Below are 22,106 nucleotides of genomic sequence, written 5' to 3'. Positions count from 1 at the left end.
GGTGCGTCGTCGTATCACCCTTTATGGTGATTTCTTTCCTTTCTGAAAGATCACTCAGCTAGCAGCGCAGAAGATTCGTCAATTGGCGTCTTCGTATCACCCTTTATGGTGATTTCTGTCCTTCCTGAAATATCACTCAGCTCGCAGTGCGTGCGGTCCGTCAATTGGCGTCGTCGTATCACCCTTTATGGTGATTTTTTTCCTTTCTGAAAGGTCACTCAGTTCGCAGTGCGGGTGATTCGTCAATTGGCGTCGCCTGGTTCTATTCGGAGGCACCACCTTCGGTTGTACATGATGTCGACCACGCAGAACCGCGCGCCGGCATCATCAGCGCGATGTTTCACAGGAGGAACTCCTCACGTCGACACGTGGCACTTCGCTCTTAAGCAACCGGAGAATCCTGAGTAGACATCCAGGTGTCTTCCAAGCAACGGCGCTGATCGATGGTCGCGGCTCCATCTACGCGCAAATTAACTGGCATTTACCCGAAGCACTGGTCGGCAACGAATACGGTACACAGGTAGAGCTCATGGCAAGCGTACTCAACACGATCGGTACGGTTGCACGCGAGATATCGGATCTCACAGTTTGCCGTCGACAATGACATTCAATAGGTAACCGAGGCGCAGCGTATGAAAGACTTCAAGAACAAAGTCGTAGTTATCACAGGCGGTGCCACCGGCATCGGCTTTGCGCTTGCGAAGCAATTCGCGCATCTAGGTGCGGATCTTCTGATTGCCGGGATCAACCAAGAGAAGCTTGAGTCTGCCGTCGACGATCTTAGGAAGCTTGGTCGGCGCGTCGAAAGTTTTAAGTGTGACGTTACTGATCGCGCGCGAGTAGAAGGTCTTGCTGACTACGCTTGGAAGACCTTCGGCAACGTCGATGTCATCGTTAACAACGCCGGCGTTGGTCCGATACCTTCTTCAGTTGTCGATTCGAAGATCGAAGACGTCCAGAGTGTGCTAGCGGTCAACTTGTTCGGCGTACTCAATGGCATCTCCATCTTTGGTAAGCGCCTCATCGAACAAGGGACGCCATCGGCCATTTACAACGTTGGCTCAGAGAACTCGTTCTTCAATGCGATTCCAGAAGGTGCTGGTTACGTCGCGAGTAAACACGCCGTACTAGCAATGACCGTAGCACTGAGGGAAGAGCTACCTAAACACGTCGAAACTGCACTGATCTGTCCCGGCCTCGTTCGCTCCGATTTAGCGAAGGAAACGCAAGAAGGGATGGATACCGATGCCTACGCGGCACTGGTGATGAAGCAGATCATGGCTGGCGAGTTCTACATCGTGTCGCATGCATTCAACTTTGTGCGCATAAGTGCACGCTGGCGTGAGATCGAAGCCGCCTTCAAGAAGTATGCGCCTCGATACAGCGGCGATGTTGAATTCGATGTTCGAACGTTAGGCGTAAAGAACGGCTGGTATCCACGCTATCCGGACGCCGGTGAAAACATTCCGGTCTAGAAATCACCAGTCATTGACTCGTACGTGGCACGCGACGTCCATCCATCGGGCTCATTCGCGTGCCATCACAACCATGGAATCGAAGAGGTGGGGTTATGCGTACCTGGTTTGTAACTGGAGCGGCGCGTGGCTTTGGCGCGCGAATCGTCGACGAAGCCCTGGCACGCGGTGATAACATCATCGCTACGTCGCGTGATCCTTCAGCGATTTCAGATCGACTCCGCGATCATCCTAAACTCTTTGCATTGAAGCTTGACGTCACGAACCAGGGCGAGGCGAAAGAGGCTGTGTCGAAAGCGATAGATCGCTATGGTCGCATTGATGTGCTCGTCAACAACGCCGGCTACGGCTTTGTCGGTGCAGTTGAGGAAGCCTCGCCAGATGAAACCCTCCATCAGTTCGAGACAAACGTGTTCGGCCTGTTGGCTGTCACTCGAGCCATCCTGCCGCAGATGAGGCATCAACGAAGTGGGCATGTCATCAACATGTCAGCTGTCGGAGGCTACAGCTCATACCCTGGCTGGGGTATTTACTGTGCGACGAAATTCGCCATCGAAGGCTTGTCGGAGTCACTAGCACTCGAACTGAAGCCACTTGGCATTCACGTGACGGTCGTGGAGCCCGGCTTCTTCCGGACGGACTTTCTCGATAACCGATCGTTGGTTCGTGCCGCGAACATCATCGCCGATTACGACGAGACTGCCGGCTCCATGCGCGGCTTCGTGACTAAGGCAAATCATACGCAACCCGGGGATCCCTCCAAGCTGGCCAAAGCGATTCTTGCTTTGGTAGATGCCGACCAGCCTCCCGTTCGATTGCCGCTTGGTGCTGACGCCATCCAGAGAATCGAAGAGAAGAATCGCACGGTAGAAGAAGAGATCAAGACTTGGCGCAATCTTTCCACGTCGACTGATATCTGACAGCAAGCGCCGAATCTGCTGAAAAGGTGGGCTTCAATGACTACGACATCGTCGCTACAACGTCTACCAGTAGTGTTCTATCGGAGTATGCCCATCGATGGCATCAAGGTCGCCTATCGTGAGGCCGGCCCTGCCGATGGACCGGTTGTCCTACTCCTTCATGGGTTTCCCACGTCGTCACACATGTTTCGAAATGTGATTCCCGCGCTGGCTGACCGTTACCACGTCATCGCGCCGGACTACCCAGGTTACGGCCAAAGTGACATGCCTGATCACCAGAGCTACGCCTACACGTTCAAGAACTTTGGCAAATTGGTTCGATCCTTGCTCGAACGCCTAAAGATCTCTTCGTACGCCATGTATGTCATGGACTACGGCGCCCCAGTGGGATGGCACCTGTTTCTCGAAAATCCTGAAAAGCTCACGGCGTTGATTGTCCAGAACGGAAACGCCTACGAAGAGGGGCTTATGAAGTTCTGGGATCCCATCAAGAAGTACTGGGCAGACGGATCCACAGAGAGCCGGGACGCCCTGCGTTGGCTGGTCAAGCTGGAAACAACCGTCTTTCAATACACCGACGGCGTCGACGACGTAACTCGCATTTCGCCGGATAACTGGGTACACGACCAAGCGCTTCTTGATCGACCAGGCAACGTCGAGATTCAGATGGATGTGATGTACGACTACCGGAGCAACGTGCCTTTGTACCCGGAGGTACAACGCCTATTTCGCGAACATCAACCACCAACGCTTGTCGTGTGGGGTGAGCGCGATACGATTTTCCCTGCCGACGGAGCCTATCCGTACAAGCGTGACCTCCAAGATTTGGAGTTTCACCTTTTTCCAACAGGACACTTTGCTCTAGAAGACAGAGGTGACGAGATCATCCCGATCATGCGAGCGTTCTTGGACAGCAAAGCTGCCAGGAAAATTAGTTTCTAGAAACATCGAACTAGATTTGGCTACCAAAACATAGTGCTTACACCAGGACCAGTGGAGTCGTGATGTTTGATGTGCGCTGGTTTTCTCGTGCTCCGTTACTTGGCGCCTTAAATCCGCCATGAGTCAAAAGCAGATACCAGATATTCGACTTGTCCAGACACGGCCAAATTCAATTGCGCCCTGCGAAGTGCCCACCGTTTGGTGATATTTCGCTTTGCGCAGCTGTACTAGCCCTGGGTCGACTAGCTCGCATACCTAGCTGCCGCGTACTTCAAATCTACCGTTCACTGCTTGGCGCCGCTAACCCCAGCGCGAGACTTTCGCTTTGTGTCGATAAGATCTCCGTCAGCAATGGCTTCAAGGAACGCCGGCATTCCGCCCTGGCGATCAGTCTGCCATACCCATATTTCGATCTTTCCTGGTCGTCGCACTATCCGCGCGTGAAGCTCAATCAACTGGTAAATCTCCTCCACTAGCGAAGGGATGTCTTTCGCCAAGTTTTGGATGTTTGGGTCACTACCCCAAGGATTTTGCGCGTGTAGGTGCTTCCCAAGCCGGTCATATACCTTCTCAAAGCGGTCACGGGTCAGGTACCCGGTTTCCTTACGGCCAAACTCCATGCCTTGCTCTTTGCGCGTAGGCCCCGTCAAGGCCAACGGGTAGAAGTCAGGATTAACTTTGTCGAGGGTGAGAAGGAATTTTCGGGCATGGAAATCACGGGTGAATTTCCCAGCCTCATCACTGGCCCGGACTTTTAGGAATGCCTCCTTGTCCGGGGCGATTGCAGCGAAGGCGATCAGCTCAAGCGCCTTCCTAATCTGCAGAACAGCAGCGTCGAGCGACGGCACATCCTTATCAGCGACATAGACACTATGAAATCGCAATGCCGCGGCAAGCCGCGCTGAAGCTTGTCGAATCTGTCCTGCGTAGATCTTTCTCGGGTCAAGCTCGCCCACGGCCATTTCCAACCCCGTTCATCCCGGCCAAGAATGCGCCCCCAGCTGGTCTGCCCGCAATTGCCTGATCGGCCGAAGCGATTAACCACCATAGCCGCGCAGCATGTCGAACATGAGCTTCATCGCGTGTGACCACGAAGAGTGGTGGGCCGTTACGGAATGGCAGCGTGCTGCGCCGAAATGGCGGCATCGATCTCCCGCAGAGCCACCTCAGCGTGTCGTTCAAGGGAGCGGCATGCAGACAGGGCATCGGCCACGTACCAGTAGTCAACGAAGTAACGTGTGTGGGCGACGCCGTTGCTGTTGTGGGTCGTGTGCGAATTGACCACGTGCTCGAGCAGTGCCGCGGCCTCGCGGCTCCACGACAAGGCCTGCAAGATGACGGTACCGAAGTCCCCGGAAACGTTGCCTGCTAGGTTTGCCATGTTGCCGATCCGGGCAATGTCTTCGTAACCAAGGGCATCCGTCATGTATGCGAAGTTTGTCGTGCCGAACATGGCGAATCGTTGACCATCCGCATCGACAGGTATGTTTTCAGCTGCCTCGATGCATTCGATCGCAAGCTTGACGAGGCGAACAAGCCGTTGCATTGGCGCTTCAAAGCTCAGCGCGGCGCGCCAATTGGTGGCGACGTCATCGGCCTGCTTCATGATCAGGCGATCACGCCGATCCTCCTTGGCAATATCGAGAGCCGTTTTGGCAGCCGCCTTCGCTGCCCACGCGGCTAGGAACGATCCGATAGCAGCAAGTAGCCCGCACACGGCCGTCGCCCAAACGATGGCCCACGCTGCCTGTTCGCCTGCGCCCATCGAATGCCACCAGGCCGAAGTTGGATAGGTCCAGTCGTGGTAGGTCAGCGGCTGGGTCGCCTGCTCTGGGTAGTTTTTCAGAAATGGCATCGACGCGCCCGTTGGCCGAAAGCCTCGCATATTGGCCTTCGGCTGGTGCTGGTGCAATTCGGCTGATCGAGCGAGTTGCCCTGTGTAGCTTCTTCTGAAATGAAAGTGGCCGTTGCGGCCGGCATTTCTTTCAAAACGGCCTGCTCAATCATTTGATCCCACCGGACTTTTTTCCCGCATCGCTGGCAGATGATGACGTCGTACGGGCGCGGATTCTCAGGATGGTCAAATTTGGTGCTACCACAGGAGCAGGTGATGCCAACAGAAAAGATATTCGCCATAGCGTCCGTGAGTGAGGCGCAGCGGAGTGCTGCCAAGATAGCCAATCACCCGCCCATCTCAGATCCTGAGATCCACCCCATTTACTCTTCTCATGCGCAGCCCTAACGTCGGCTAGGAGTAGCGGCACGCTTGATCAAGACAGCCGCCCCCTAATCGGAGCCCTCAAGTATCCGCCCTATGAACCGCCTTACGACAGCCCCATTGAGGACGATTTTGTCCTCCGGTATGTCAAATACGCAGGTGCTGACGTCCGCATGCAGCGGCAGGCTGAGGTCAACACCCTCTGCGGACGTTTCGTCTTGGACTTCGTGCTGACCGGACTATCTGGGCACCGGGTCGGTATCGAGTGCGACGGGAAGGCATTTCACGATGAAAGCCGTGATGAATGGCGCGATGCCATGATCATCGGAGGCGGGTTCGTCGATGAAATCTACCGGATCCGAGGGAGCGACATCGTCCATAACATGGATGATGTCCTATATCTCCTGGCCTGCTTTGAGCCGGATCTCTTCGACCCACGTGCCCAGGCGAACCTGGGAGTCATTGCACGACAAGAGGTCATAGAGTTTGGTCACGACCGTGAACTGGATCGCTGGCACGTGCATTACGTGGGCGATGATGGATTTGTAGAGGGAAGTTTCCTGATGGAGGCTCGACGCCGGATGATCCCATCCAGGCAGCGACGCTTCTGGTCAGTTGCTTATCAATACGCTGTCAGCGTTGGCGGCGGGCAGTTGGATGACGTGATTGCGGCCTATCGTCGCGGCCGCGACCGAACCACGCATACGGATCCATCAGAGAAACCTGATCAAAATGCGTAATAAGCGACCGTAGAGGACCCCGCTCATACGGTAGTCCATAGCATTTATAACGGCCGCTGGTGGCTCCCCTGAAGCCTTCTCCGTATGCGAGCGCCGATCTGCATCCCATGTGCGGATGCGGTGGCCACCGATCGCCGGTCAGGATATGGTTCAACATATCAATGTTGCTGAACACTATGTAGGAAGGAATAGGGATGCTCGATCGCGACCAAGGGTGGAGCTAATAGTGTGTAGCGACGAATGGCAAGCTGGAGATAGCGAATGCCTGGCTTCCTGACGAAACTGTTCGGAAAGGCAGGGTCGAAAACACTCAGAGAGCCGGTAGGATTGATGGCTCTCGGCCCCGAATCGAAGAGAGCTTCTGGTAGGCGTGAGCCGCCGACTGAGCTCGATTGGTCACAAGCCGAGTACATTCCCCTGCCGCCATCACCGGCAACATGGGAGGTCGACGGTCGTGGCGAGTTTCATCGTGAGTACAAAGACCCATTGCTTGAACCAGTATTTCAGGCCGGATTTAAGAACCAACACACCAAGGTCGTAAAGCTCGCCTCTAGCCTTACCTCAGATCAGCGGCAAGGTCGTGTCGGAGAGGTCATTGCAAAGGCTTATTCCACGCTCATCGCTCAGCGGATGAAGTCTGGACAGCTAGCAGCGGCAGCGAAGCAATGTTCCGAGATGTTTGACATGGTTTCTGACTACGTCAAGGACGCTGATCGCCGCCGCTTCAATCGCATCCTTGAGCAGCTGGACAAAGCGGGAAAGAGGCACGACTACACTCCTGTTGATGTTGCTAGCCCGTCGTCACTGCCCTTGTTCACGGTGTCCGATGATGCTCCTTGGTCACTCACTGATGGACGAAAGCTGCAGGGCGATCAGCAGCCCGATCCCGCCTTCGATATTGCTGCCATTGATGCGACCGGGCTCTGGCTGCTTAACCGCGCTGGCGCCAGCACGAGCCAGTCGGAGGTAAAAAGCGTACTTCGTCGGATTGACCGGCATGGTTTAGTCGTTGGCGAGAAGGCTCTTCGCCATGATGCCTATCGCACCGGGGCCCCCTTCACCGGCTCCAGCATCGCGATCATGGATTCTGAGGGGGGTCTTCACGTCTACGACGCTGAGCTACGCACCATTGCCGAGTCCAATCTCCGCGACGATCCCCGCGTAGTCGATCATTTCCGAACCATCGATACGAACTACTGGGGCGAGTTCAAATCCCAAGTGCGAGCCGTCGATGCTTCTCCCGATGGAAACAGATACCTCTTTACATTGGCCGACGAGGCATGGTGCTGCACGACTCTTGGCCGCGCAGTTTGGGGGGTTGTAATCCCTCTCAAGGAAGGTTGGAAGCGTGTCGTGGGTCGCAGCGATCGGTTCGGAGTGGGTCAAGAGGTTGAGGACGCGCTACGGCTTTTCGGTTTGTCCCTGCCGGTCGATCCTGCGGACATCAAGCGGAAGTACCGCAAATTGGCGCTGACCCACCATCCCGATCGCAATGCTAGCGATCCGGCTGCCACCGAGAGGATGAAGGCCCTCAACAGGGCATTCGAGATTCTGACCGGCGTCGATCCCACTACCCTCGAACTCGAGGAGTCTGATGTCACCTACTTCGCCCGAAAGGCTCCCGACCATGTGGTAGAGGTGGAGGGCTTTCGGTTGGAGATAACGATAAGCGGGGGGACTCCTCAAGATTGGGTTTACGCGGCCAGCTTTGCTGCTGACGGCGGGACCTACCTGGCGACCTATTCTGGGAAAGTTATTCTGGTTTCACAGGAAGGGCAGCCTGAGGTGGTGTACGACATCGGAACTTGCCCGCGCGAGATCATCGACGTTGGTCGTTACACGTACTTTCTCACGCCCACCCGACTCTACGTCATCGAAAACAAGGTGAAGCTCGCCGCGTTCCTCGATGTCTTCAAGCAGGGCAAGCTGCTTGTTTCGCAGAACGGATTTGGGTTGCTCTCGGGTAAGAGACTTCAGTGGTTTACCGAGGCTGGCGCAAAAGTTGGTGAATTGATGGCGCGGGATCCGATCCGAACGATTTATGCGACTGAGGGCGGAGCGGTCGTTCAGACCCGACAACATCGAGTCGAAGTGCGGGGGCTTACGTTATGAAACAACGGCTGATCCAGGTGGGGTCCGGCTACCGCCGTCCTAGCGAGGGAGCTCCTCTACATACACTTTTCTCGAGGCGCGCGTTTCTCCCCTATTTGATTGTCATCGCGCGAGCGCTCCGGAGACGGCACAAGTACGTGTAGCGGAGTCGCCGCTCCCTCGCCTAGTCACGCTTCATTAATATACTGCAAAGTATATTAATTGAATGTCGAGAGACATCAGTCCCAACGCTTGGCAAGGCCCCCCCTCCTCGCTGAGCAAAATAGAGACGGATGACCCAAAGCCCGCAGGCTCCCCCTCGCGGGCTTTTTATTTGCCGATATCAACGAATGCCAGATTCAGGCTATGGAGTTCTGTACGCTCCACTCGCTGCAACTGGATATGCGATAACCGGCTGATTTGAAACGCCATGTACAAACTATGCACTCCGTTTTGTACGCATTGTTTGTACGGATGGCTCGCTAAATGCACAAACAAATGGTGTCCTAAAAGGTACGAACTATGAAGTTCTGACCACAAGTTCCTTCGTTCAGCCCTGAACAGCCCGGGCTCAGCCGGATTTCACCCCCAACCCCTAGACTGGACGCTCGCGATCCACCGCTCAGCGAGCCCGGCCATGTCCGATTCCCCTTCCCAGCTGCCCGCCGTCATCACCGACCATGGCCGGGTGACGCAAGCCATCCTGGACTTCGTCAGCCAGATCCCGGACAGCAAGGTGCCCGGCGCCCTGGACCCGGAGAAAGAAGCCCGCCGCATTGCCGGCCGGGCGCAGCAGCGGGCTGGCCTTACCGCCGGATCGCTGGCCCTGCCGCCCGGGCCGCTGGGCTGGCTGACCGTGCTGCCCGAGGTCATCGCGATCTGGAAGATCCAGGCGCAGATGGTGAGCGACATCGCGGCCGCTTACGGCCAGCACTCGGAGCTGGGCCGCGAACAGATGTTGTGGTGCCTGTTCCGGCACACGGCTGCGCAGGCCTTCCGTGACCTGGTGGTCCGCGTGGGTGACCGCCTGCTGTTCCGACGCATGACTTACACGCTGGTGGAACGCGTCGCCAAGACAGTCGGCATCAAGGTGACGCAGCGCGCCGTGGGCAGCGGCATCTCGCGCTGGCTGCCGGTGGTCGGCGCCGTGGGCGTGGGCAGCTACGCCTACTACGACACAGGGCAGGTGGCGCGCACCGCCATCGCCATGTTCGGCGCACCGTTCGTCACCGATGACACTGCCGTCGACGAATCGTCGGCACCCACCGGATGACGGCATCCGCGCTTTGGGGCAAGCTCCCCGCCGGATCGCGCCACGCAGGAGCCCACGCATGAATCCACGCCACGAGCGCCCCGTCGCCCTGATTACCGGCGCCGGCAAACGCGTCGGCGCCGTCATCGCACGCACCCTGCATGCGGCGGGCTACGACCTTGCCCTGCATTATCGACACTCCGCCGCAGAGGCCGAGTTGCTTGCCACCTCGCTGGAGCGCCAGCGCAGCGACAGCACGTTCACCGTGCAGGCCGAACTTGGCGATCTCGATACGCTGCCCGTCATGGTGCAACGCGTACTCGATCGCTTTGGGCGACTCGATGCGCTGGTCAACAACGCCTCCGCGTTCTATCCCACACCCGTGGGCACGGCGACCCTCGCGCAATGGAACGAGCTATTCGCCTCCAATGCGCAGGCGCCGTTCTTCCTGGCCCAGGCGGCGACGCCTGCCTTGCGCGAAGCACGCGGCGCCATCGTCAACATGGTGGACATCTACGCCGAGCGCCCGCTCGCCAACCATCCCATCTATTGCATGGCCAAAGCGGCGCTGGAAGCGATGACGCGCTCGCTCGCACTCGACCTGGGCCCCGACGTGCGCGTCAACGGTGTCGCACCCGGCGCCGTCATGTGGCCCAGCGACGGCAAGCCCTACGACGACCAGCAAGCCATGCTGGACCGCACGCCACTGAAGCGCGCCGGTTCGCCGGACGATGTGGCCGGCGCCGTGCTCTGGCTGCTTCGCGACTCGCCGTTCGTGACGGGACACATCATTCGCGTGGATGGTGGTCGCACGCTTTCGGTATGAAAAAAGGGGCGCCGAAGCGCCCCTTTCATTGACGCGATTCCCACCGCGATCACTTCTTCGGCTTGAACGCCTGCTCCAGCATCAGCTGATCGAAACCGTGTCCCACTTCGCCGTCTTCGGCGTAGCGGTAGAGCGCCGCGGCGTAGATGCCCTGCAGCGAGGCCTGGATCAGGCCAAGCATGGTGATGCCCACCACGGCGACGACAATGGCCGCGATGATGGCCGTGATCGACTGCGTGACGAAGGCACCGCCGACCAGCAGCGCCGCCACCAGAATAGCCAGGAACATCAGCAGGCCGAACACCACGCCGATGCCGGCATTGCCGATGAGGTTCTCGCCCCAGGTACGCTTGAGCAGTTCCACGCTGCGCGAGATGGCGTCGGTCGGGCCCACGTCCTGACTGGCCAATACGGGCACTACAAGGAACGTCGCCACCGTCCAGGCGAGGCCGAGGAAGCCGGCCACGAGACGACCGATCAGACCCAGGCGTTCCTGCAGTGCACGCAGCACCAGGCCCACGGTGGCGGCGATCAGCGCATAACCGAAGATGCTCACGATGCGTGACTTGGCGATGGCCATGCCATCGGCAAAGCTCGTTTCCTCGCCGCGCAGGCGAGCCAGCGCGGCGCCAGCCAGTGCGGTGTTGAAGAAAATGATCACGAAGTACTGCGCCAGATAGAACAGGAACATCAGCACGTAACCGCCCGCCGTCATGCGGTGGCCGTGCTCCGCCACGTCGCCGGCGGCGACCATCGCAGCGATGACGGGAATGAGGAAACTCGCCGCCACCAGCAAGCAGCAGATGCTGGATGCCAGCGGGAACATCAACAACGACTTGTCCGAGCGCAACACATCCGCGCTCGCCTTCATGAGCGTCCAGCTTCGTGCAAAACGACCGGCCATACCCTTAGTCTCCCTGTCCTGTGTTGGGTGCGCGAGTTCTAGCACCAGCCGCGTCCTGGCGACAGTGCAGCGCTTTAAAGCGGCTCCGGCTCCAGCGGTTCGCTCTCGGCGGGGAAGGCCTGCCACAGCGCCCGCATGGTCTGCCCCGTCACCGGATGCTTGAGCTGCGGCGCAATGTCGGCAATGGGCTTGAGCACGAAGGCGTGCTTGAGTTCCTTGCGGGGAATGTCCAGATGGCCTTCGCCCTGCCGCACGAGGTCGTCGTACAGCACGATGTCCACGTCGAGCGTACGATCCGAATAACGCGGCACATCACGCAACCTGCCGTGACGGTCTTCCAGGGCATGCAGCCACGTGTTGAGCGCTTCGGGCGAAAGATCCGTATCCAGCCCTACCGCAAGATTCACGAAATCGGCGCCATCGAAACCCACCGATTTGCTGCGATAGGCGGGCGAAACGGCAATGTCACCGAAGTGCGCGCGCAATTCGTCCAGCGCAGCACGGAGGTGGCGAACGGGCTCAAGGTTGGAGCCCAGGCTCAGGTAGACGCGTGCCATGGAATCAATGCGTCACTGCGGGCGCGTGCCGCGCTCGATGCGAACGCCTACCGACTTGGCGCCACGCACGGCGCCCGGCTTGGACAGTTTCACGCGCACCCACGACACGCCGAATTCCTCGCGGATGATGGCCGCGCACTTTTCCGCCAGCGTTTCCACCAGCCCGAAGCTGGACGCGCCGACGTACTCGATCAGGCGCTTGGACACGTCCTTGTAGTTGAGCGTCAGCGCGATGTCGTCGCTGGCGGCGGGGATCGTGTTGTCGAACGCCATTTCGATGTCGAACGACAACGTCTGGCGCACGCGGCGCTCCCAGTCGTAGATGCCGATGACGGCATCGATGCGCAGGTCTTCGATGAAAACGATATCCATGCGGATAGGGTAGCGATCTAACTGTGGGAGCGCACCCTGTGCGCGACGAGCCAATGAAGCGGTTACGTCCAGACGCTGCGGTCGTGCACAGGGTGCGCTCCCACAAGGGAATGCGTTGTCATCACATCGCCGGCGGCAGCGTTTCCAGGTCCCAGCGTGGGAATACCTGCACCGTTTCATCCTGATGCTGGCCGTGCGCCAGGCGAATCGCGCCGGCCAGCGCAATCATGGCGCCGTTGTCGGTGCAGAACGCCAGGCGCGGGAAGTAGGCCTTGAAGCCGTCCTTCTCCCCCGCGGCGGCAAGCTCGGCACGCAAGCGCTTGTTGGCGCCCACGCCACCGGCAATCACCAGGCGCTTCGCCCCCGCGGCCTGCAGGGCGCGGCGGCACTTGATGATCATGGTGTCGACAATGGCTTCCTCGAACGCGCGGGCCACGTCGGCTCGGGTCTGATCGCTCTTGTCCGACTGCTGCCAGGCCAGCAACACCTGGGTCTTGAGGCCCGAGAAGCTGAAATCCAGACCGGGACGATCCGTCATGGGCCGGGAAAAACGGAACACGCCCGGCCTGCCCTGCTCCGCCAGCTTCGCCAGTGCGGGGCCGCCGGGGTACGGCAGGCCCATCAGCTTGGCGGTCTTGTCGAAGGCTTCGCCGGCAGCGTCGTCCAGGGTGTCGCCCAGGATCTTGTATTCGCCGATGCCCTTCACCTCCACCAGCATGGAGTGGCCACCCGACACCAGCAGCGCCACGAACGGCGGCTCCGGCGGGTCCTCCTCCAGCAGCGGGGCCAGCAGGTGGCCTTCCATGTGATGTACGCCAATGGCCGGCACGCCCAGCGCCCAGGCCATGGCCCGCGCAGCAGAAGCCCCCACCAGCAGGGCACCCACCAGGCCGGGGCCGGCGGTGTAGGCTACGCCTCCCAGATCGGCCGGCGTCAGGCCCGCCTGGGCCAGTGCCTCGCGCACCAGCGGCAGCAGTTTGCGCACGTGATCGCGGCTGGCCAGCTCGGGAACCACGCCGCCGTATTCGGCGTGCAGCTTGATCTGGCTGTAAAGCGTGTGTGAAAGCAGGCCCTTCCCGGGCGCGTCCGGTTCCCAGCGCAAAAGGGCCACGCCGGTCTCGTCGCAGGAGGTCTCGATGCCCAGCACTGGCTTGTTTGCCGGGGAATCAGACTGGGGCTTTGAAATTGCTGTCGTTTCCACGTTATACTTCGCGGCTCACCGTATTCAAACGGCTCGTTCAGGCGGGCCAGTCTACCACTTGGAGTTTCCATGCCCAGCGTAAAAGTCCGCGAGAACGAGCCGTTCGAGCTTGCCCTCCGTCGCTTCAAGCGCACCTGCGAAAAGGCCGGCGTCCTGGCCGAGACCCGCAAGCGCGAGTTCTACGAAAAGCCGACCCAGGAGCGTAAGCGCAAGCGCGCTGCAGCCGTGAAGCGTCACCTGCGCCGTCTCTCGCGCGACACCTCGCGTCGTACGCGCCTGTACTGAGCCCTCTTCGTCCGCCTGGCGGACGATCGACGGGTTTTCGGCGCCTTGTGTCATTAGGCGCCACGACAGGTAGCTTGGCAGACTGGCGCGTCCATCCGCTGCCGCTGACGATAGACCTACACTAGCCGGCGTTGCCTTCGCAACGCCGGCTTTTGTGTTTCCCGATTGCTGGCTTTTGCGCTTCCAAGGAAAGAGATCATGACCCTCAAACAGCAGCTCACCGACGACATGAAGGCCGCCATGCGCGGCGGCGAAAAGGACCGCCTGGGCGTGATCCGCCTGATCCTGGCCGCCATCAAGCAGCGCGAAGTGGACGAGCGCATCGAGCTGGACGACGTCCAGACGCTGGCCGTGCTGGAGAAGATGGTGAAGCAGCGCAAGGACTCCATCAGCCAGTACCAGGCGGCTAACCGCCAGGACCTGGCCGATGTCGAGCTCGCCGAAATGAAGGTGATCGAGGTCTACCTGCCGGCCAAGATGGGCGACGAGGAAATCGACGCCCTGATTACGGCCGCCATCGCCGAAACGGGCGCCAGCTCGGCCCGTGACATGGGCAAGGTGGTCGCCGCCGTGAAGGAAAAGGCCGCCGGCCGCGCCGACATGGGCGTAGTGTCCGGCCGCATCAAGGCGCGCCTGGCCGGCTAATGGCCGGCATTGCCCGAGTCGGCGCCCGTCAGGGCGCCGCAGGGCTTGCGGCCGGGAGCTTGCCCGTAAGCAGCGCCACCGCCCGTTCCAGCACCGGATCGCGCCCCGCCCGGATGTCCGCCACGGTGGGCGCCACCACGATGGCCGGGGCCATGCCCTTGCCAACGAACTCTCGCCCGTCAGGCGCAGCATCGTGCTTGGCGCAGACACGCGCCGAGCCACCGCCCGGCAAGTTGAATTCCAGCGGAGCACCCGTGCTGCCACCGGTGGCCTCGCCCACCAGCGTGCCTCGCTTGATGCTGTCGAAGGCAGCCACGAAGTCTTCCGCCGCCGAATAGGTGCGGGGCCCGATCAGCAGCACCACGGGACCGCGATAGTGCTGCTTGCGCTCTTTCTCGAACGAACCGGGCGACAGGGTCATCCAGCTCATGTAGGGCCCGGAATTGGCGCGAAAAACCGGTACGTATTCGGGACTGCGGGTTTGTGCGCCAGGAATGGGCTGGTCTGTGAGATAGCTGAGAATGTTGGCCGCCATCAGATCCGATCCACCACCGTTCTGGCGCACATCCAGGATCAATCCCTTTGCCTTGAGGATCTCGGGCAGCGCCCGCTCGAAAGCCTTCACGCCATCCTCGTCCTCGAATTCGTTGAGCGCCAGATAGGCAACGCCACCAGGCAGCATGCGCCACTCGAACGATGGCGCGCGCTGGGTCTGCGGATCTTTCTCGCGCGACAGCGTCACCTGGCGCACAGGCCCCGAAGCACCCTGCAAGCCCAGCGTCACCGGCTTGCGATGATCGCCTTGCAGCAGCTGATAGTCGTAGGCGCGTACATCAGCGTCCTGCGGGGTGGAGCTGCTGGCGTAGGGCGCCACGTGTTCCCGTGCGTAGGCGCGAACGTCCTGACCATCGATCGTCCGTACTTCATCACCCACCTTCACCTCTGACGCGAGCGCCGGACTGCGTACGGCGGTGACCAGCACGCGTCCATCGATCCATGCCGTACGAACCGGCGGTCGTGCGTAGAACTCGTTCTGGATCGACTTGGGCGGATAGATATTGGTGTGGCCGTCATGCAGCAGCGGTGCAAACTGCATCATCACGTCGTAGTAATCGTGCAGGTTTTTGGCAGCCATCACCTTCGGCAGAAAATCGAGATAGGCCTGGTTCCAGTCCAGATCCGGCACATGATCGAAGTGCACGAAGTTGTATCGCGCCTCGGACCAGAACAACGACAGGCCCGCGACGCGCTGCGCCTCGTCCAGCTCCGTAGAAGACGTGGCGATGGCCGGCGCGTTCCAGAGCGTATCCAGACGGCGGTATGACGCCATCACTGCTTGATAGCGCGGCTCATGGCGCAGGTCGGCGAACGCCTCGTCCTTTGCTATCTCATCGGCCCGATACGAGCCGACGAACGATTCCTTCGTCAACGCTTCGAGCGTGGAGAGAGCCTGCTCCTTGTCGCCCTGCAAGGCGTAGGCACGGGCGAGCATCAGGGTGGCGTCGTTGTGCCGGCTTTCGCCGGCCGCTTCGTAGAACGCGTTGTCGCGAAACGTTGGCCGCAATTGTTCTTCGGCCGTCAGTGACTGCCTGAGCAGTTCGGCCGCCTGGGCAAGCTTGCGGGGATCGCGCGGTTGCGCGTCGATCAGCGAATAAGCCTGGTTGTTCAGCGCCTGCAGATGCGCGTACCGCGCCTCCAGCGAAGTGTCCTGCGCCTGTACCGAAAACGCCAGCAGGTATGCCGTACCTATAGCCGTCCATCCATGACGCATGGTCTTCCTCCCTGGGCCTCCCCCGAGGCCGACGCCCAAGGCTAGCAAGTCGGGGACGGGCCGCACCCTGCCGTTGGTCGCGGTTTCTTCCTTAATGGCTGCTCGGTCGCGCAGCGCGCCTTGCGTGTCCTGCACAAGCGCACTGCACGGCCTTCACATTCCAGAACCTAAAAAAGCAGCGCCAAATTCAATCCATGGGAGTGACACATGCTTAAGTGGGCCATCATCCTTGCCATCGTCTCGATCGTGACCGGCTGGCTGGGTTTCGGCACGCTCTCCGGCGTGACCGGCGCGATCGCCAAAGTGTTGTTCGCGATCTTCATCATCCTGTTCCTGATCGCCTTGCTTGCCGTGGTAGGCATCATCCACATGGCGTAACGGCGTCAGTCCACGATGCGTTCCATGCGCCGATGGTCAGGGACCCGACCACGCTCATTGGCGAGCCGCGATATGCGCTCGCCAATGACCTTGAAGCCGGCGCGACGGTAAAGGGCTTCGGCCCTGGGGTTGCTGGCCGCGACATCGAGCGTGACACGGGAGCGCCCGATGTCGCGGGCCGTTCCCACCAGCATGTCGATGAGCGCGCGGCCCACGCCCTGCCCGCGCAATTCGGGCAGTACAGCCAGGTGCGCGAGGTAGTGCATGTCGCCGTCTGGCGGTCGGATCAGCGATTCCACGCGCAGCCCGCGCGCGATCACGCCCAGCCCTCGCCGAACGCCGTAATGGCCGATGATCTGCCGCGCCGCCGCCAGCGTGAACGGCCACTTGGTGTCCGCTCCGTAGCCGGCCCCCACGGCCACCACCTGCCCCTCCGCCACGCCCACCCAGTGGTTGCGCCAACCGAACTCACCGGCGCCATCGACGAAGCAATAGCGCAGAAAGGCTTCCGCCTCCCCGCCATCGCGGGTGGTGAACACGTAATCGAAGGCCACCGGGCCTGAGCTGTAGATCAACGGCACGGCCGCGTCGGCATCGTCCGGCGACGCAGGGCGAAAACGCACCTGCTGGCCCGACTTGGCCATCTCCAACACTTTCCCCATGATTCCCCCAAAGCCTTGTCGGCTCCCCAGCGCCAGCATAGGGCACGCCGGCGCGGTTACCAGAGGGCGGCGAGGCCCAAACCGGGGCCCAAACGGCCAGAGTCGGGCCGCAACCGATAAACTACAGACCTTATGCGCGGACGTATCCCGGACAGCTTCATCGACGAGTTGCTTGCTCGCGTCGACATCGTCGACGTGATCGAGCGGCGTGTGCCGCTGAAAAAGGCCGGGCGCGAATGGACCGCCTGCTGCCCGTTCCACAACGAACGCTCACCGTCGTTCTACGTCAGCCCCGCCAAGCAGTTCTTCCACTGCTTCGGCTGTGGCGCACACGGCAGCGCGGTGAAGTTCCTGATGGATTACGAGCGCCTGGAATTCCCCGATGCGGTGGAAGAACTGGCGCAGTCCGTGGGCATGACCGTGCCACGCGAAGGCGGCGACGATCGTCCGCGCGAGGACAAGACCGACCTCTACGCCCTGCTCGACCAGGCCGCACGCTGGTACGAGAACGAATTGCCCAAGAGTGCCGACGCGCAGGCCTACTGCAAGAAGCGCGGGCTGGACGCGGAAACCATCGCGCGCTTCCGCATCGGCTGGGCGCCGGCGGGCTTCGACGGCGTGATCAAGGCGCTCGGCGGCAGCGACCGGCGCACCAAGCTGCTCAACGAAGCGGGCATGGTGGCCAGCAACGAGCGCGGCAATCGCTACGACCGTTTCCGCGAACGCCTGATGTTTCCGATCATGGATAGACGTGGTCGCGTGATCGCCTTTGGCGGTCGCATTATTTCCAGCGCGCCTCCTGCGCGCGAAGGTCAAGAAGCGGGCATCCCTGCCCGCACTCCTCAAAAAGAGCCGGGGCCGAAGTACCTCAATTCGCCGGAAACACCGCTGTTCCACAAAGGCCGCGAACTGTTCGCGCTGTGGCAGGTGAAACAGGCGAACCCCAGTCTCGCCCGCATCGTGGTGGTCGAGGGCTACATGGACGTCATCGCCATGCATCAGGCCGGCCTGCCGATTGCGGTGGCCACGCTGGGCACGGCCACCACGCCGGAACACACCGAAGTGTTGTTCCGCGCCGCGCCCGATGTGGTGTTCTGCTTCGACGGTGACCGTGCCGGCCGTGCGGCTGCATGGAAAGCGCTGGAATCGGCGCTGCCGCGCTTGCGCGACGGTCGCCAGGCGTATTTCCTGTTCCTGCCCGATGGCGAAGATCCGGACACGCTGATCCGCAAGGAAGGCAAGGACGGTTTTGAGAAACGCCTGAAGGCCGCCACGCCGCTCTCCGAATACTTCTTCGGCGAACTGGCGCACGACGTGGACACCGGTAGCCTGGATGGGCGCGCCCGCCTGGCCGAACGCGCGCGCCCGTTGATCGCACGCCTGCCCGATGGCGCCTTCCGCGACCTGATGGCGCAGGAACTGGAAAAGCGCACCGGCGCCCGCGCCACCCTCGATACCTCACCCGCACCGCGCACCGCCACGCAGCGTCCCACGGTGGTGCAACGCTCGCTGGTGCGTAGCGCCATTGCCCTGCTGCTGGCACAACCGGGTGCGGCCGACCAGGTGGAACGCCCCTATGGCTTCCTGCGCCTGGACAAGCCGGGCGTGGAACTGCTGGCAGAACTCATCGACCTGGCGCGCTCGCGTCCTGGCATCAACCCCGCCATGCTGGTGGAGCACTTTGCCGAGCGCGCTGAATATCCCGCGCTCCAGAAGTTGATGGCGGCCATGGTCGTGGGGGAACCGGAAACGCAGCGTGCGGAGTTCTTCGACGCCCTGCGGCGCATGGAAGAACAGGCCGTGATCCAACGGCGTGACTGGCTCACCACCAAAAGCCGCGAAGGCACGCTGGATAGCGCCGAGAAAGCCGAACTGCGCGAGCTGCTGGCCGCCCGCGTGACGCCTACCGCGTCACAGCGCTGACATATGCGCCATCCCGGCACGGAAAGAACAGCCTTCTAACCAACGCCCTTGCAAGATGGCGCCTCGCACCGCCATTCCCCCGGGAATGGCAGGGATGCGTTCTGCGCCACCGCAAGCGCACGGACGCTTTCCTATGGGATCATCGAGCACTCTTGTGGGGCATGGGTCGCCCGGGCATGGATAGTGATGGAACTGCTTGAACGACTGGTCACGGTGTTCGCCGAAAACGGCTACCTCGCGGTATTCATCGCGTTGTTGCTGTGTGGCGCAGGCATCCCCTTGCCGGAAGACATCACGCTGGTCGCCGGCGGCGTCATCGCGGGCCTTGGCTATGCCAACGTGCACACCATGGTTGGCGTCGGCATGGCCGGCGTGCTGGTGGGCGATGCGGGCATGTTCCTGCTCGGCCATCACTTCGGTGCGCGAATTCTCAAAATCCGTTTCGTCGCGCGCGTGCTTACGCCCGAGCGCTACGCCAAGGTGCAGGAGAAGTTCGAACGCTACGGCAACCGCCTGATGTTCATCGCGCGCTTCCTGCCCGGCATGCGCACCGCCGTATTCATTACCGCGGGTTCCACCCATCGCGTATCGTTCCTGCGCTTCTTCCTGCTGGACGGATTCGCCGCGCTGATCAGCGTGCCGCTCTGGGTCTACCTGGGTTATCTGGGCGCGGACAACCACGAGTGGCTGGCCAAGTGGATTCATCGCGGCCAGAACGGGTTGTGGCTGGTCGGCAGCGTGGCACTGATCGTGGCGCTGGCGCTGTGGTGGCGCCGCAAGCGCCGCGTAGCGTGTGAATCCAACCCGCACTGACGCCTCAGGCATGGCCACGCACGCGCTGACCGAAACAGCCTATGACGACCAGGCCTTCGCGGACCTCGACCTGGTCGGCGCGGCCATCGACGGCGTGCGCTTTCGCGATTGCAGCTTTACGCGTTGCAACTTCAGCGAGGCCACGCTCACACGCTGCCGCTTCAGTGACTGCGAATTCCACGAGTGCAACCTGAGCCTGGCGAAGATCACCGGCACCGGTTTCGATGCGGTGCGCTTCAGCGACTGCAAGATGGTCGGCATTGACTGGACGCAGGCGCACTGGCCACGCGTGCGCATGGCGCAGGCGCTCCGGTTCCACCGTTGCGTGCTCAACGACTCAAGCTTTTTCGGATTGGACCTGAGCGAATGCGTGCTGGCCGAATGCCGCGCGCTGGACGTCGACTTCACCGACGCCAACGCCCAAGGCGCAGACTTCAACGGCACCGACCTGCGTGACAGCGTATTCGCACGCACGCGACTGGCCGGCGCCAATTTCACCGATGCCCTGAACTACCGCATCAACATCTTCACCAACGACATCAAGCGGGCACGCTTTTCGTTGCCCGAGGCTGTCTCGCTGCTCGACAGCCTCGATATCGAACTGCAGGACTGACACCTAGCGCGGCGTGTCCGACCGCGCGGTCGCCGTCTCCTGCTCGTCCTTCCGGTGCCACCAGCCGCCGCCCAGCGACTGGAACAGCGCCACGGTGTCGGCGTAACGCGCGGCGCGCGCCTGTACCAGCGTCAGCGCCGCCTGTTGCCAGGTGAGCTGCGCATTGAGCATGGCGCTTTCGCTGAGGTCACCGAGTGCCAGCTGACGCCTGGCAATATCCAGACTGCGCGCAGCCGCCTGCTCGGCCCGCTGCGCGGCGGCCAGCGCCTGCGCGTCGGCATCGATGGCGTGCAGCGTGTCCGCCACATTCTGCATCGCACCCAGCACCGTGCCGCGGTATTGCGCCGCTGCCTGGCGATAGGCCGCCTCGGCGCCACGCTGCTTGTGCTTGAGCGTGCCCGCGTCGAACAAGGGCTGCGTCACCGTGGCGCCCACACCCCAGAAACCGCTGCCCGCGCCAAAGAGATGACTCATCTGTTCCGACGCATTGCCGAACGACGCATTGATCTGCACGTTCGGCAAGCGGTTGGCGATGGCCACACCCACCTCCGCGCTGGCCGCGTGCAGCTGCTCCTCTGCGGCACGCACATCGGGGCGCTGATCCACCAACTGCGCAGGCAAGCTGACCGGCAATTCAGCGGGCAGCTGCAATGCATCCAGCTGGAACGTGGCGTCAATGCGCTGGTCAGGCGTTCGTCCGGTAAGCGTGGCCAGCAAATCACGCTGTTGCGCGAGTTGCTTGTCGAGCGGCGGCAGCGTGGCGCGGCTCTGTTCCAGCGTGGCTTCCTGCGCAGCGATCGCGGCGTCTGAAACATCACCCAACGCCTGCTGACGCTTCAACGTGCCGAGGATCTTTTCCTGCTCGTCGATGATCCGATGCGTCAGGTCGATCTGCGCACGCAGCGATGCTTCGGTAATCGCTGCATTCACCACGTTGCTGGTCAGCGTGAGATACGTGGCCTCCAGCTGGAAGCGCTGCTGGTTTGCCTGCGCCGCAAGCGATTCTACCTGCCGCCGGTTGAGTCCCCAGATATCCAGCGCGTACGACACGCTCACCTGCGCCGTGGTGAGGCTGTACAGGTTGGCGTTGGACGCCACGCCGCTCGCCACATCGTTGGCGACATCCTGCCGCGTGGGATTGAAGCTGCCGTTGACCGTGGGGAAGTAAGCACCACGCTGCGCATAGACGGCTTCCCACGATGCCTGCAACGACGCGTGTGCCGCCTCGATATCCGCGTTGTGCTTGAGCGCGTCGGCGATCAGGCCGTTGAGCGGCTCGGAGTGGAACAGCGTCCACCATTGGCCCGGAATATCCATCGACGCCAGCAGATGCTGCGATTCGCCCGCCGGGCCACTGGCCGACGCCGTCTGCGCTGGCATCGGCGTGGGTGAGTAGGTTTGTGCCTGCGACGTCTGTGGCCGCTTGTAATCGGGCCCAACCGCACAACCCGCAAGCGTCACGACTACGCCCAGGGCAAGCGCAGTGCGAAGGGAACGAAACAACAGTGACTGGTTCAT

At 61.2% G+C, this 22,106-nt stretch carries 22 protein-coding genes; 13 read left to right on the top strand and 9 right to left on the bottom strand.

Annotation, left to right across the window (positions count from 1 at the left end):
- Positions 1 to 632 precede the first annotated feature (632 nt).
- The 3 genes from DK366_RS00740 (at position 633) to DK366_RS00730 (ending at position 3,337) form a co-directional block, all read left to right on the top strand.
- On the top strand, positions 633 to 1,475 hold the full coding sequence (locus DK366_RS00740; protein WP_109123603.1) for an SDR family NAD(P)-dependent oxidoreductase: 843 nt from the start codon (positions 633 to 635) through the stop codon (positions 1,473 to 1,475).
- Positions 1,476 to 1,570: 95 nt separating this feature from the next.
- Positions 1,571 to 2,395: an oxidoreductase gene (locus DK366_RS00735; RefSeq protein WP_109123602.1), complete on the top strand. Its 825-nt coding sequence runs from the start codon at positions 1,571 to 1,573 to the stop codon at positions 2,393 to 2,395.
- Between the two features lie 36 nt (positions 2,396 to 2,431).
- On the top strand, positions 2,432 to 3,337 hold the full coding sequence (locus DK366_RS00730; protein ID WP_109123601.1) for an alpha/beta hydrolase: 906 nt from the start codon (positions 2,432 to 2,434) through the stop codon (positions 3,335 to 3,337).
- A 284-nt stretch (positions 3,338 to 3,621) separates the two neighbouring features.
- On the opposite strand, the gene DK366_RS00725 is transcribed toward DK366_RS00730, so the two are convergent.
- Together DK366_RS00725 and DK366_RS00720 are read right to left on the bottom strand one after the other, a co-directional pair.
- Positions 3,622 to 4,293 carry a hypothetical protein gene (locus tag DK366_RS00725; protein WP_157956414.1) on the bottom strand — a complete coding sequence of 224 codons (672 nt, stop codon included), beginning with the start codon at positions 4,291 to 4,293 and terminating at the stop codon, positions 3,622 to 3,624.
- A gap of 152 nt (positions 4,294 to 4,445) precedes the next feature.
- On the bottom strand, positions 4,446 to 5,192 hold the full coding sequence (locus DK366_RS00720; RefSeq protein ID WP_109123599.1) for a hypothetical protein: 747 nt from the start codon (positions 5,190 to 5,192) through the stop codon (positions 4,446 to 4,448).
- Between the two features lie 536 nt (positions 5,193 to 5,728).
- On the opposite strand from DK366_RS00720, the gene DK366_RS00715 reads away from it, so the two are divergent.
- From DK366_RS00715 to DK366_RS00700, 4 genes are all read left to right on the top strand, one after another.
- Complete coding sequence (locus DK366_RS00715) at positions 5,729 to 6,295, top strand: hypothetical protein (protein WP_109123598.1); 567 nt, start codon at positions 5,729 to 5,731, stop codon at positions 6,293 to 6,295.
- Between the two features lie 261 nt (positions 6,296 to 6,556).
- Positions 6,557 to 8,407, top strand: coding sequence for a J domain-containing protein (locus tag DK366_RS00710; RefSeq protein WP_109123597.1), 1,851 nt, complete (start codon positions 6,557 to 6,559; stop codon positions 8,405 to 8,407).
- Between the two features lie 616 nt (positions 8,408 to 9,023).
- The gene (locus DK366_RS00705) at positions 9,024 to 9,659 is read left to right on the top strand and encodes a hypothetical protein (RefSeq protein ID WP_109123596.1); all 636 of its coding nucleotides are present in this window, start codon (positions 9,024 to 9,026) and stop codon (positions 9,657 to 9,659) included.
- Between the two features lie 58 nt (positions 9,660 to 9,717).
- Positions 9,718 to 10,464, top strand: a complete 747-nt coding sequence (locus DK366_RS00700) for a pteridine reductase (RefSeq protein ID WP_109123595.1) — start codon at positions 9,718 to 9,720, stop codon at positions 10,462 to 10,464.
- A gap of 49 nt (positions 10,465 to 10,513) precedes the next feature.
- On the opposite strand, the gene DK366_RS00695 is transcribed toward DK366_RS00700, so the two are convergent.
- The 4 genes from DK366_RS00695 to tsaD form a co-directional block, all read right to left on the bottom strand.
- A complete protein-coding gene (locus DK366_RS00695; RefSeq protein WP_109123594.1) occupies positions 10,514 to 11,368 on the bottom strand; it encodes a DUF6159 family protein in 855 nt (284 codons plus the stop codon).
- Positions 11,369 to 11,442: 74 nt separating this feature from the next.
- Entirely contained in the window at positions 11,443 to 11,925 is a 483-nt protein-coding gene (gene folK / locus DK366_RS00690; RefSeq protein WP_109123593.1) for a 2-amino-4-hydroxy-6-hydroxymethyldihydropteridine diphosphokinase, read from the bottom strand.
- A 12-nt stretch (positions 11,926 to 11,937) separates the two neighbouring features.
- A complete protein-coding gene (gene folB / locus DK366_RS00685) occupies positions 11,938 to 12,297 on the bottom strand; it encodes a dihydroneopterin aldolase (RefSeq protein ID WP_109123592.1) in 360 nt (119 codons plus the stop codon).
- Positions 12,298 to 12,418: 121 nt separating this feature from the next.
- The gene (tsaD, locus tag DK366_RS00680; RefSeq protein WP_109123591.1) at positions 12,419 to 13,444 is read right to left on the bottom strand and encodes a tRNA (adenosine(37)-N6)-threonylcarbamoyltransferase complex transferase subunit TsaD; all 1,026 of its coding nucleotides are present in this window, start codon (positions 13,442 to 13,444) and stop codon (positions 12,419 to 12,421) included.
- A 123-nt stretch (positions 13,445 to 13,567) separates the two neighbouring features.
- Here tsaD and rpsU point away from each other — a divergent pair, with 123 nt between their 5' ends.
- Together rpsU and DK366_RS00670 are read left to right on the top strand one after the other, a co-directional pair.
- The gene (gene rpsU / locus DK366_RS00675) at positions 13,568 to 13,783 is read left to right on the top strand and encodes a 30S ribosomal protein S21 (RefSeq protein ID WP_014404075.1); all 216 of its coding nucleotides are present in this window, start codon (positions 13,568 to 13,570) and stop codon (positions 13,781 to 13,783) included.
- Positions 13,784 to 13,981: 198 nt separating this feature from the next.
- Complete coding sequence (locus tag DK366_RS00670; RefSeq protein WP_109123590.1) at positions 13,982 to 14,428, top strand: GatB/YqeY domain-containing protein; 447 nt, start codon at positions 13,982 to 13,984, stop codon at positions 14,426 to 14,428.
- Between the two features lie 28 nt (positions 14,429 to 14,456).
- Here DK366_RS00670 and DK366_RS00665 read toward each other — a convergent pair whose 3' ends face one another.
- A complete protein-coding gene (locus tag DK366_RS00665; protein ID WP_109123589.1) occupies positions 14,457 to 16,199 on the bottom strand; it encodes a S41 family peptidase in 1,743 nt (580 codons plus the stop codon).
- A 207-nt stretch (positions 16,200 to 16,406) separates the two neighbouring features.
- Here DK366_RS00665 and DK366_RS00660 point away from each other — a divergent pair, with 207 nt between their 5' ends.
- On the top strand, positions 16,407 to 16,577 hold the full coding sequence (locus DK366_RS00660; protein ID WP_109123588.1) for a DUF1328 domain-containing protein: 171 nt from the start codon (positions 16,407 to 16,409) through the stop codon (positions 16,575 to 16,577).
- A gap of 5 nt (positions 16,578 to 16,582) precedes the next feature.
- Here DK366_RS00660 and DK366_RS00655 read toward each other — a convergent pair whose 3' ends face one another.
- Positions 16,583 to 17,239: an N-acetyltransferase gene (locus DK366_RS00655; protein ID WP_232820857.1), complete on the bottom strand. Its 657-nt coding sequence runs from the start codon at positions 17,237 to 17,239 to the stop codon at positions 16,583 to 16,585.
- Between the two features lie 132 nt (positions 17,240 to 17,371).
- Here DK366_RS00655 and dnaG point away from each other — a divergent pair, with 132 nt between their 5' ends.
- The 3 genes from dnaG to DK366_RS00640 all read left to right on the top strand — a co-directional run bounded on the left by dnaG (position 17,372) and on the right by DK366_RS00640 (position 20,588).
- On the top strand, positions 17,372 to 19,162 hold the full coding sequence (dnaG, locus tag DK366_RS00650; protein WP_109123586.1) for a DNA primase: 1,791 nt from the start codon (positions 17,372 to 17,374) through the stop codon (positions 19,160 to 19,162).
- Positions 19,163 to 19,348: 186 nt separating this feature from the next.
- On the top strand, positions 19,349 to 19,975 hold the full coding sequence (locus tag DK366_RS00645; RefSeq protein ID WP_109123585.1) for a DedA family protein: 627 nt from the start codon (positions 19,349 to 19,351) through the stop codon (positions 19,973 to 19,975).
- 10 nt (positions 19,976 to 19,985) lie between these two features.
- Positions 19,986 to 20,588, top strand: a complete 603-nt coding sequence (locus tag DK366_RS00640) for a pentapeptide repeat-containing protein (protein WP_109123584.1) — start codon at positions 19,986 to 19,988, stop codon at positions 20,586 to 20,588.
- A gap of 3 nt (positions 20,589 to 20,591) precedes the next feature.
- Here DK366_RS00640 and DK366_RS00635 read toward each other — a convergent pair whose 3' ends face one another.
- Entirely contained in the window at positions 20,592 to 22,106 is a 1,515-nt protein-coding gene (locus DK366_RS00635) for an efflux transporter outer membrane subunit (protein WP_109123583.1), read from the bottom strand.

It is taken from the genome of Dyella sp. C11, assembly GCF_003121485.1.
Lineage (GTDB): Bacteria > Pseudomonadota > Gammaproteobacteria > Xanthomonadales > Rhodanobacteraceae > Dyella.
The sequence above is the reverse complement of the archived record's forward strand: the minus strand, read 5'-3'. Positions and strand labels throughout refer to the sequence as shown.

Coding starts and splice junctions, on each gene's coding strand:
- DK366_RS00740 (WP_109123603.1), top strand. CDS start 633: ATGAAAGACTTCAAGAACAAAGTCGTAGTTATCACAGGCGGTGCCACC.
- DK366_RS00735 (WP_109123602.1), top strand. CDS start 1,571: ATGCGTACCTGGTTTGTAACTGGAGCGGCGCGTGGCTTTGGCGCGCGA.
- DK366_RS00730 (WP_109123601.1), top strand. CDS start 2,432: ATGACTACGACATCGTCGCTACAACGTCTACCAGTAGTGTTCTATCGG.
- DK366_RS00720 (WP_109123599.1), bottom strand. CDS start 5,192: ATGCCATTTCTGAAAAACTACCCAGAGCAGGCGACCCAGCCGCTGACC.
- DK366_RS00715 (WP_109123598.1), top strand. CDS start 5,729: ATGCAGCGGCAGGCTGAGGTCAACACCCTCTGCGGACGTTTCGTCTTG.
- DK366_RS00710 (WP_109123597.1), top strand. CDS start 6,557: ATGCCTGGCTTCCTGACGAAACTGTTCGGAAAGGCAGGGTCGAAAACA.
- DK366_RS00705 (WP_109123596.1), top strand. CDS start 9,024: ATGTCCGATTCCCCTTCCCAGCTGCCCGCCGTCATCACCGACCATGGC.
- DK366_RS00700 (WP_109123595.1), top strand. CDS start 9,718: ATGAATCCACGCCACGAGCGCCCCGTCGCCCTGATTACCGGCGCCGGC.
- DK366_RS00695 (WP_109123594.1), bottom strand. CDS start 11,368: ATGGCCGGTCGTTTTGCACGAAGCTGGACGCTCATGAAGGCGAGCGCG.
- folK (WP_109123593.1), bottom strand. CDS start 11,925: ATGGCACGCGTCTACCTGAGCCTGGGCTCCAACCTTGAGCCCGTTCGC.
- folB (WP_109123592.1), bottom strand. CDS start 12,297: ATGGATATCGTTTTCATCGAAGACCTGCGCATCGATGCCGTCATCGGC.
- rpsU (WP_014404075.1), top strand. CDS start 13,568: ATGCCCAGCGTAAAAGTCCGCGAGAACGAGCCGTTCGAGCTTGCCCTC.
- DK366_RS00670 (WP_109123590.1), top strand. CDS start 13,982: ATGACCCTCAAACAGCAGCTCACCGACGACATGAAGGCCGCCATGCGC.
- DK366_RS00665 (WP_109123589.1), bottom strand. CDS start 16,199: ATGCGTCATGGATGGACGGCTATAGGTACGGCATACCTGCTGGCGTTT.
- DK366_RS00660 (WP_109123588.1), top strand. CDS start 16,407: ATGCTTAAGTGGGCCATCATCCTTGCCATCGTCTCGATCGTGACCGGC.
- DK366_RS00655 (WP_232820857.1), bottom strand. CDS start 17,239: ATGGGGAAAGTGTTGGAGATGGCCAAGTCGGGCCAGCAGGTGCGTTTT.
- dnaG (WP_109123586.1), top strand. CDS start 17,372: ATGCGCGGACGTATCCCGGACAGCTTCATCGACGAGTTGCTTGCTCGC.
- DK366_RS00645 (WP_109123585.1), top strand. CDS start 19,349: ATGGAACTGCTTGAACGACTGGTCACGGTGTTCGCCGAAAACGGCTAC.
- DK366_RS00640 (WP_109123584.1), top strand. CDS start 19,986: ATGGCCACGCACGCGCTGACCGAAACAGCCTATGACGACCAGGCCTTC.
- DK366_RS00635 (WP_109123583.1), bottom strand. CDS start 22,106: ATGAACCAGTCACTGTTGTTTCGTTCCCTTCGCACTGCGCTTGCCCTG.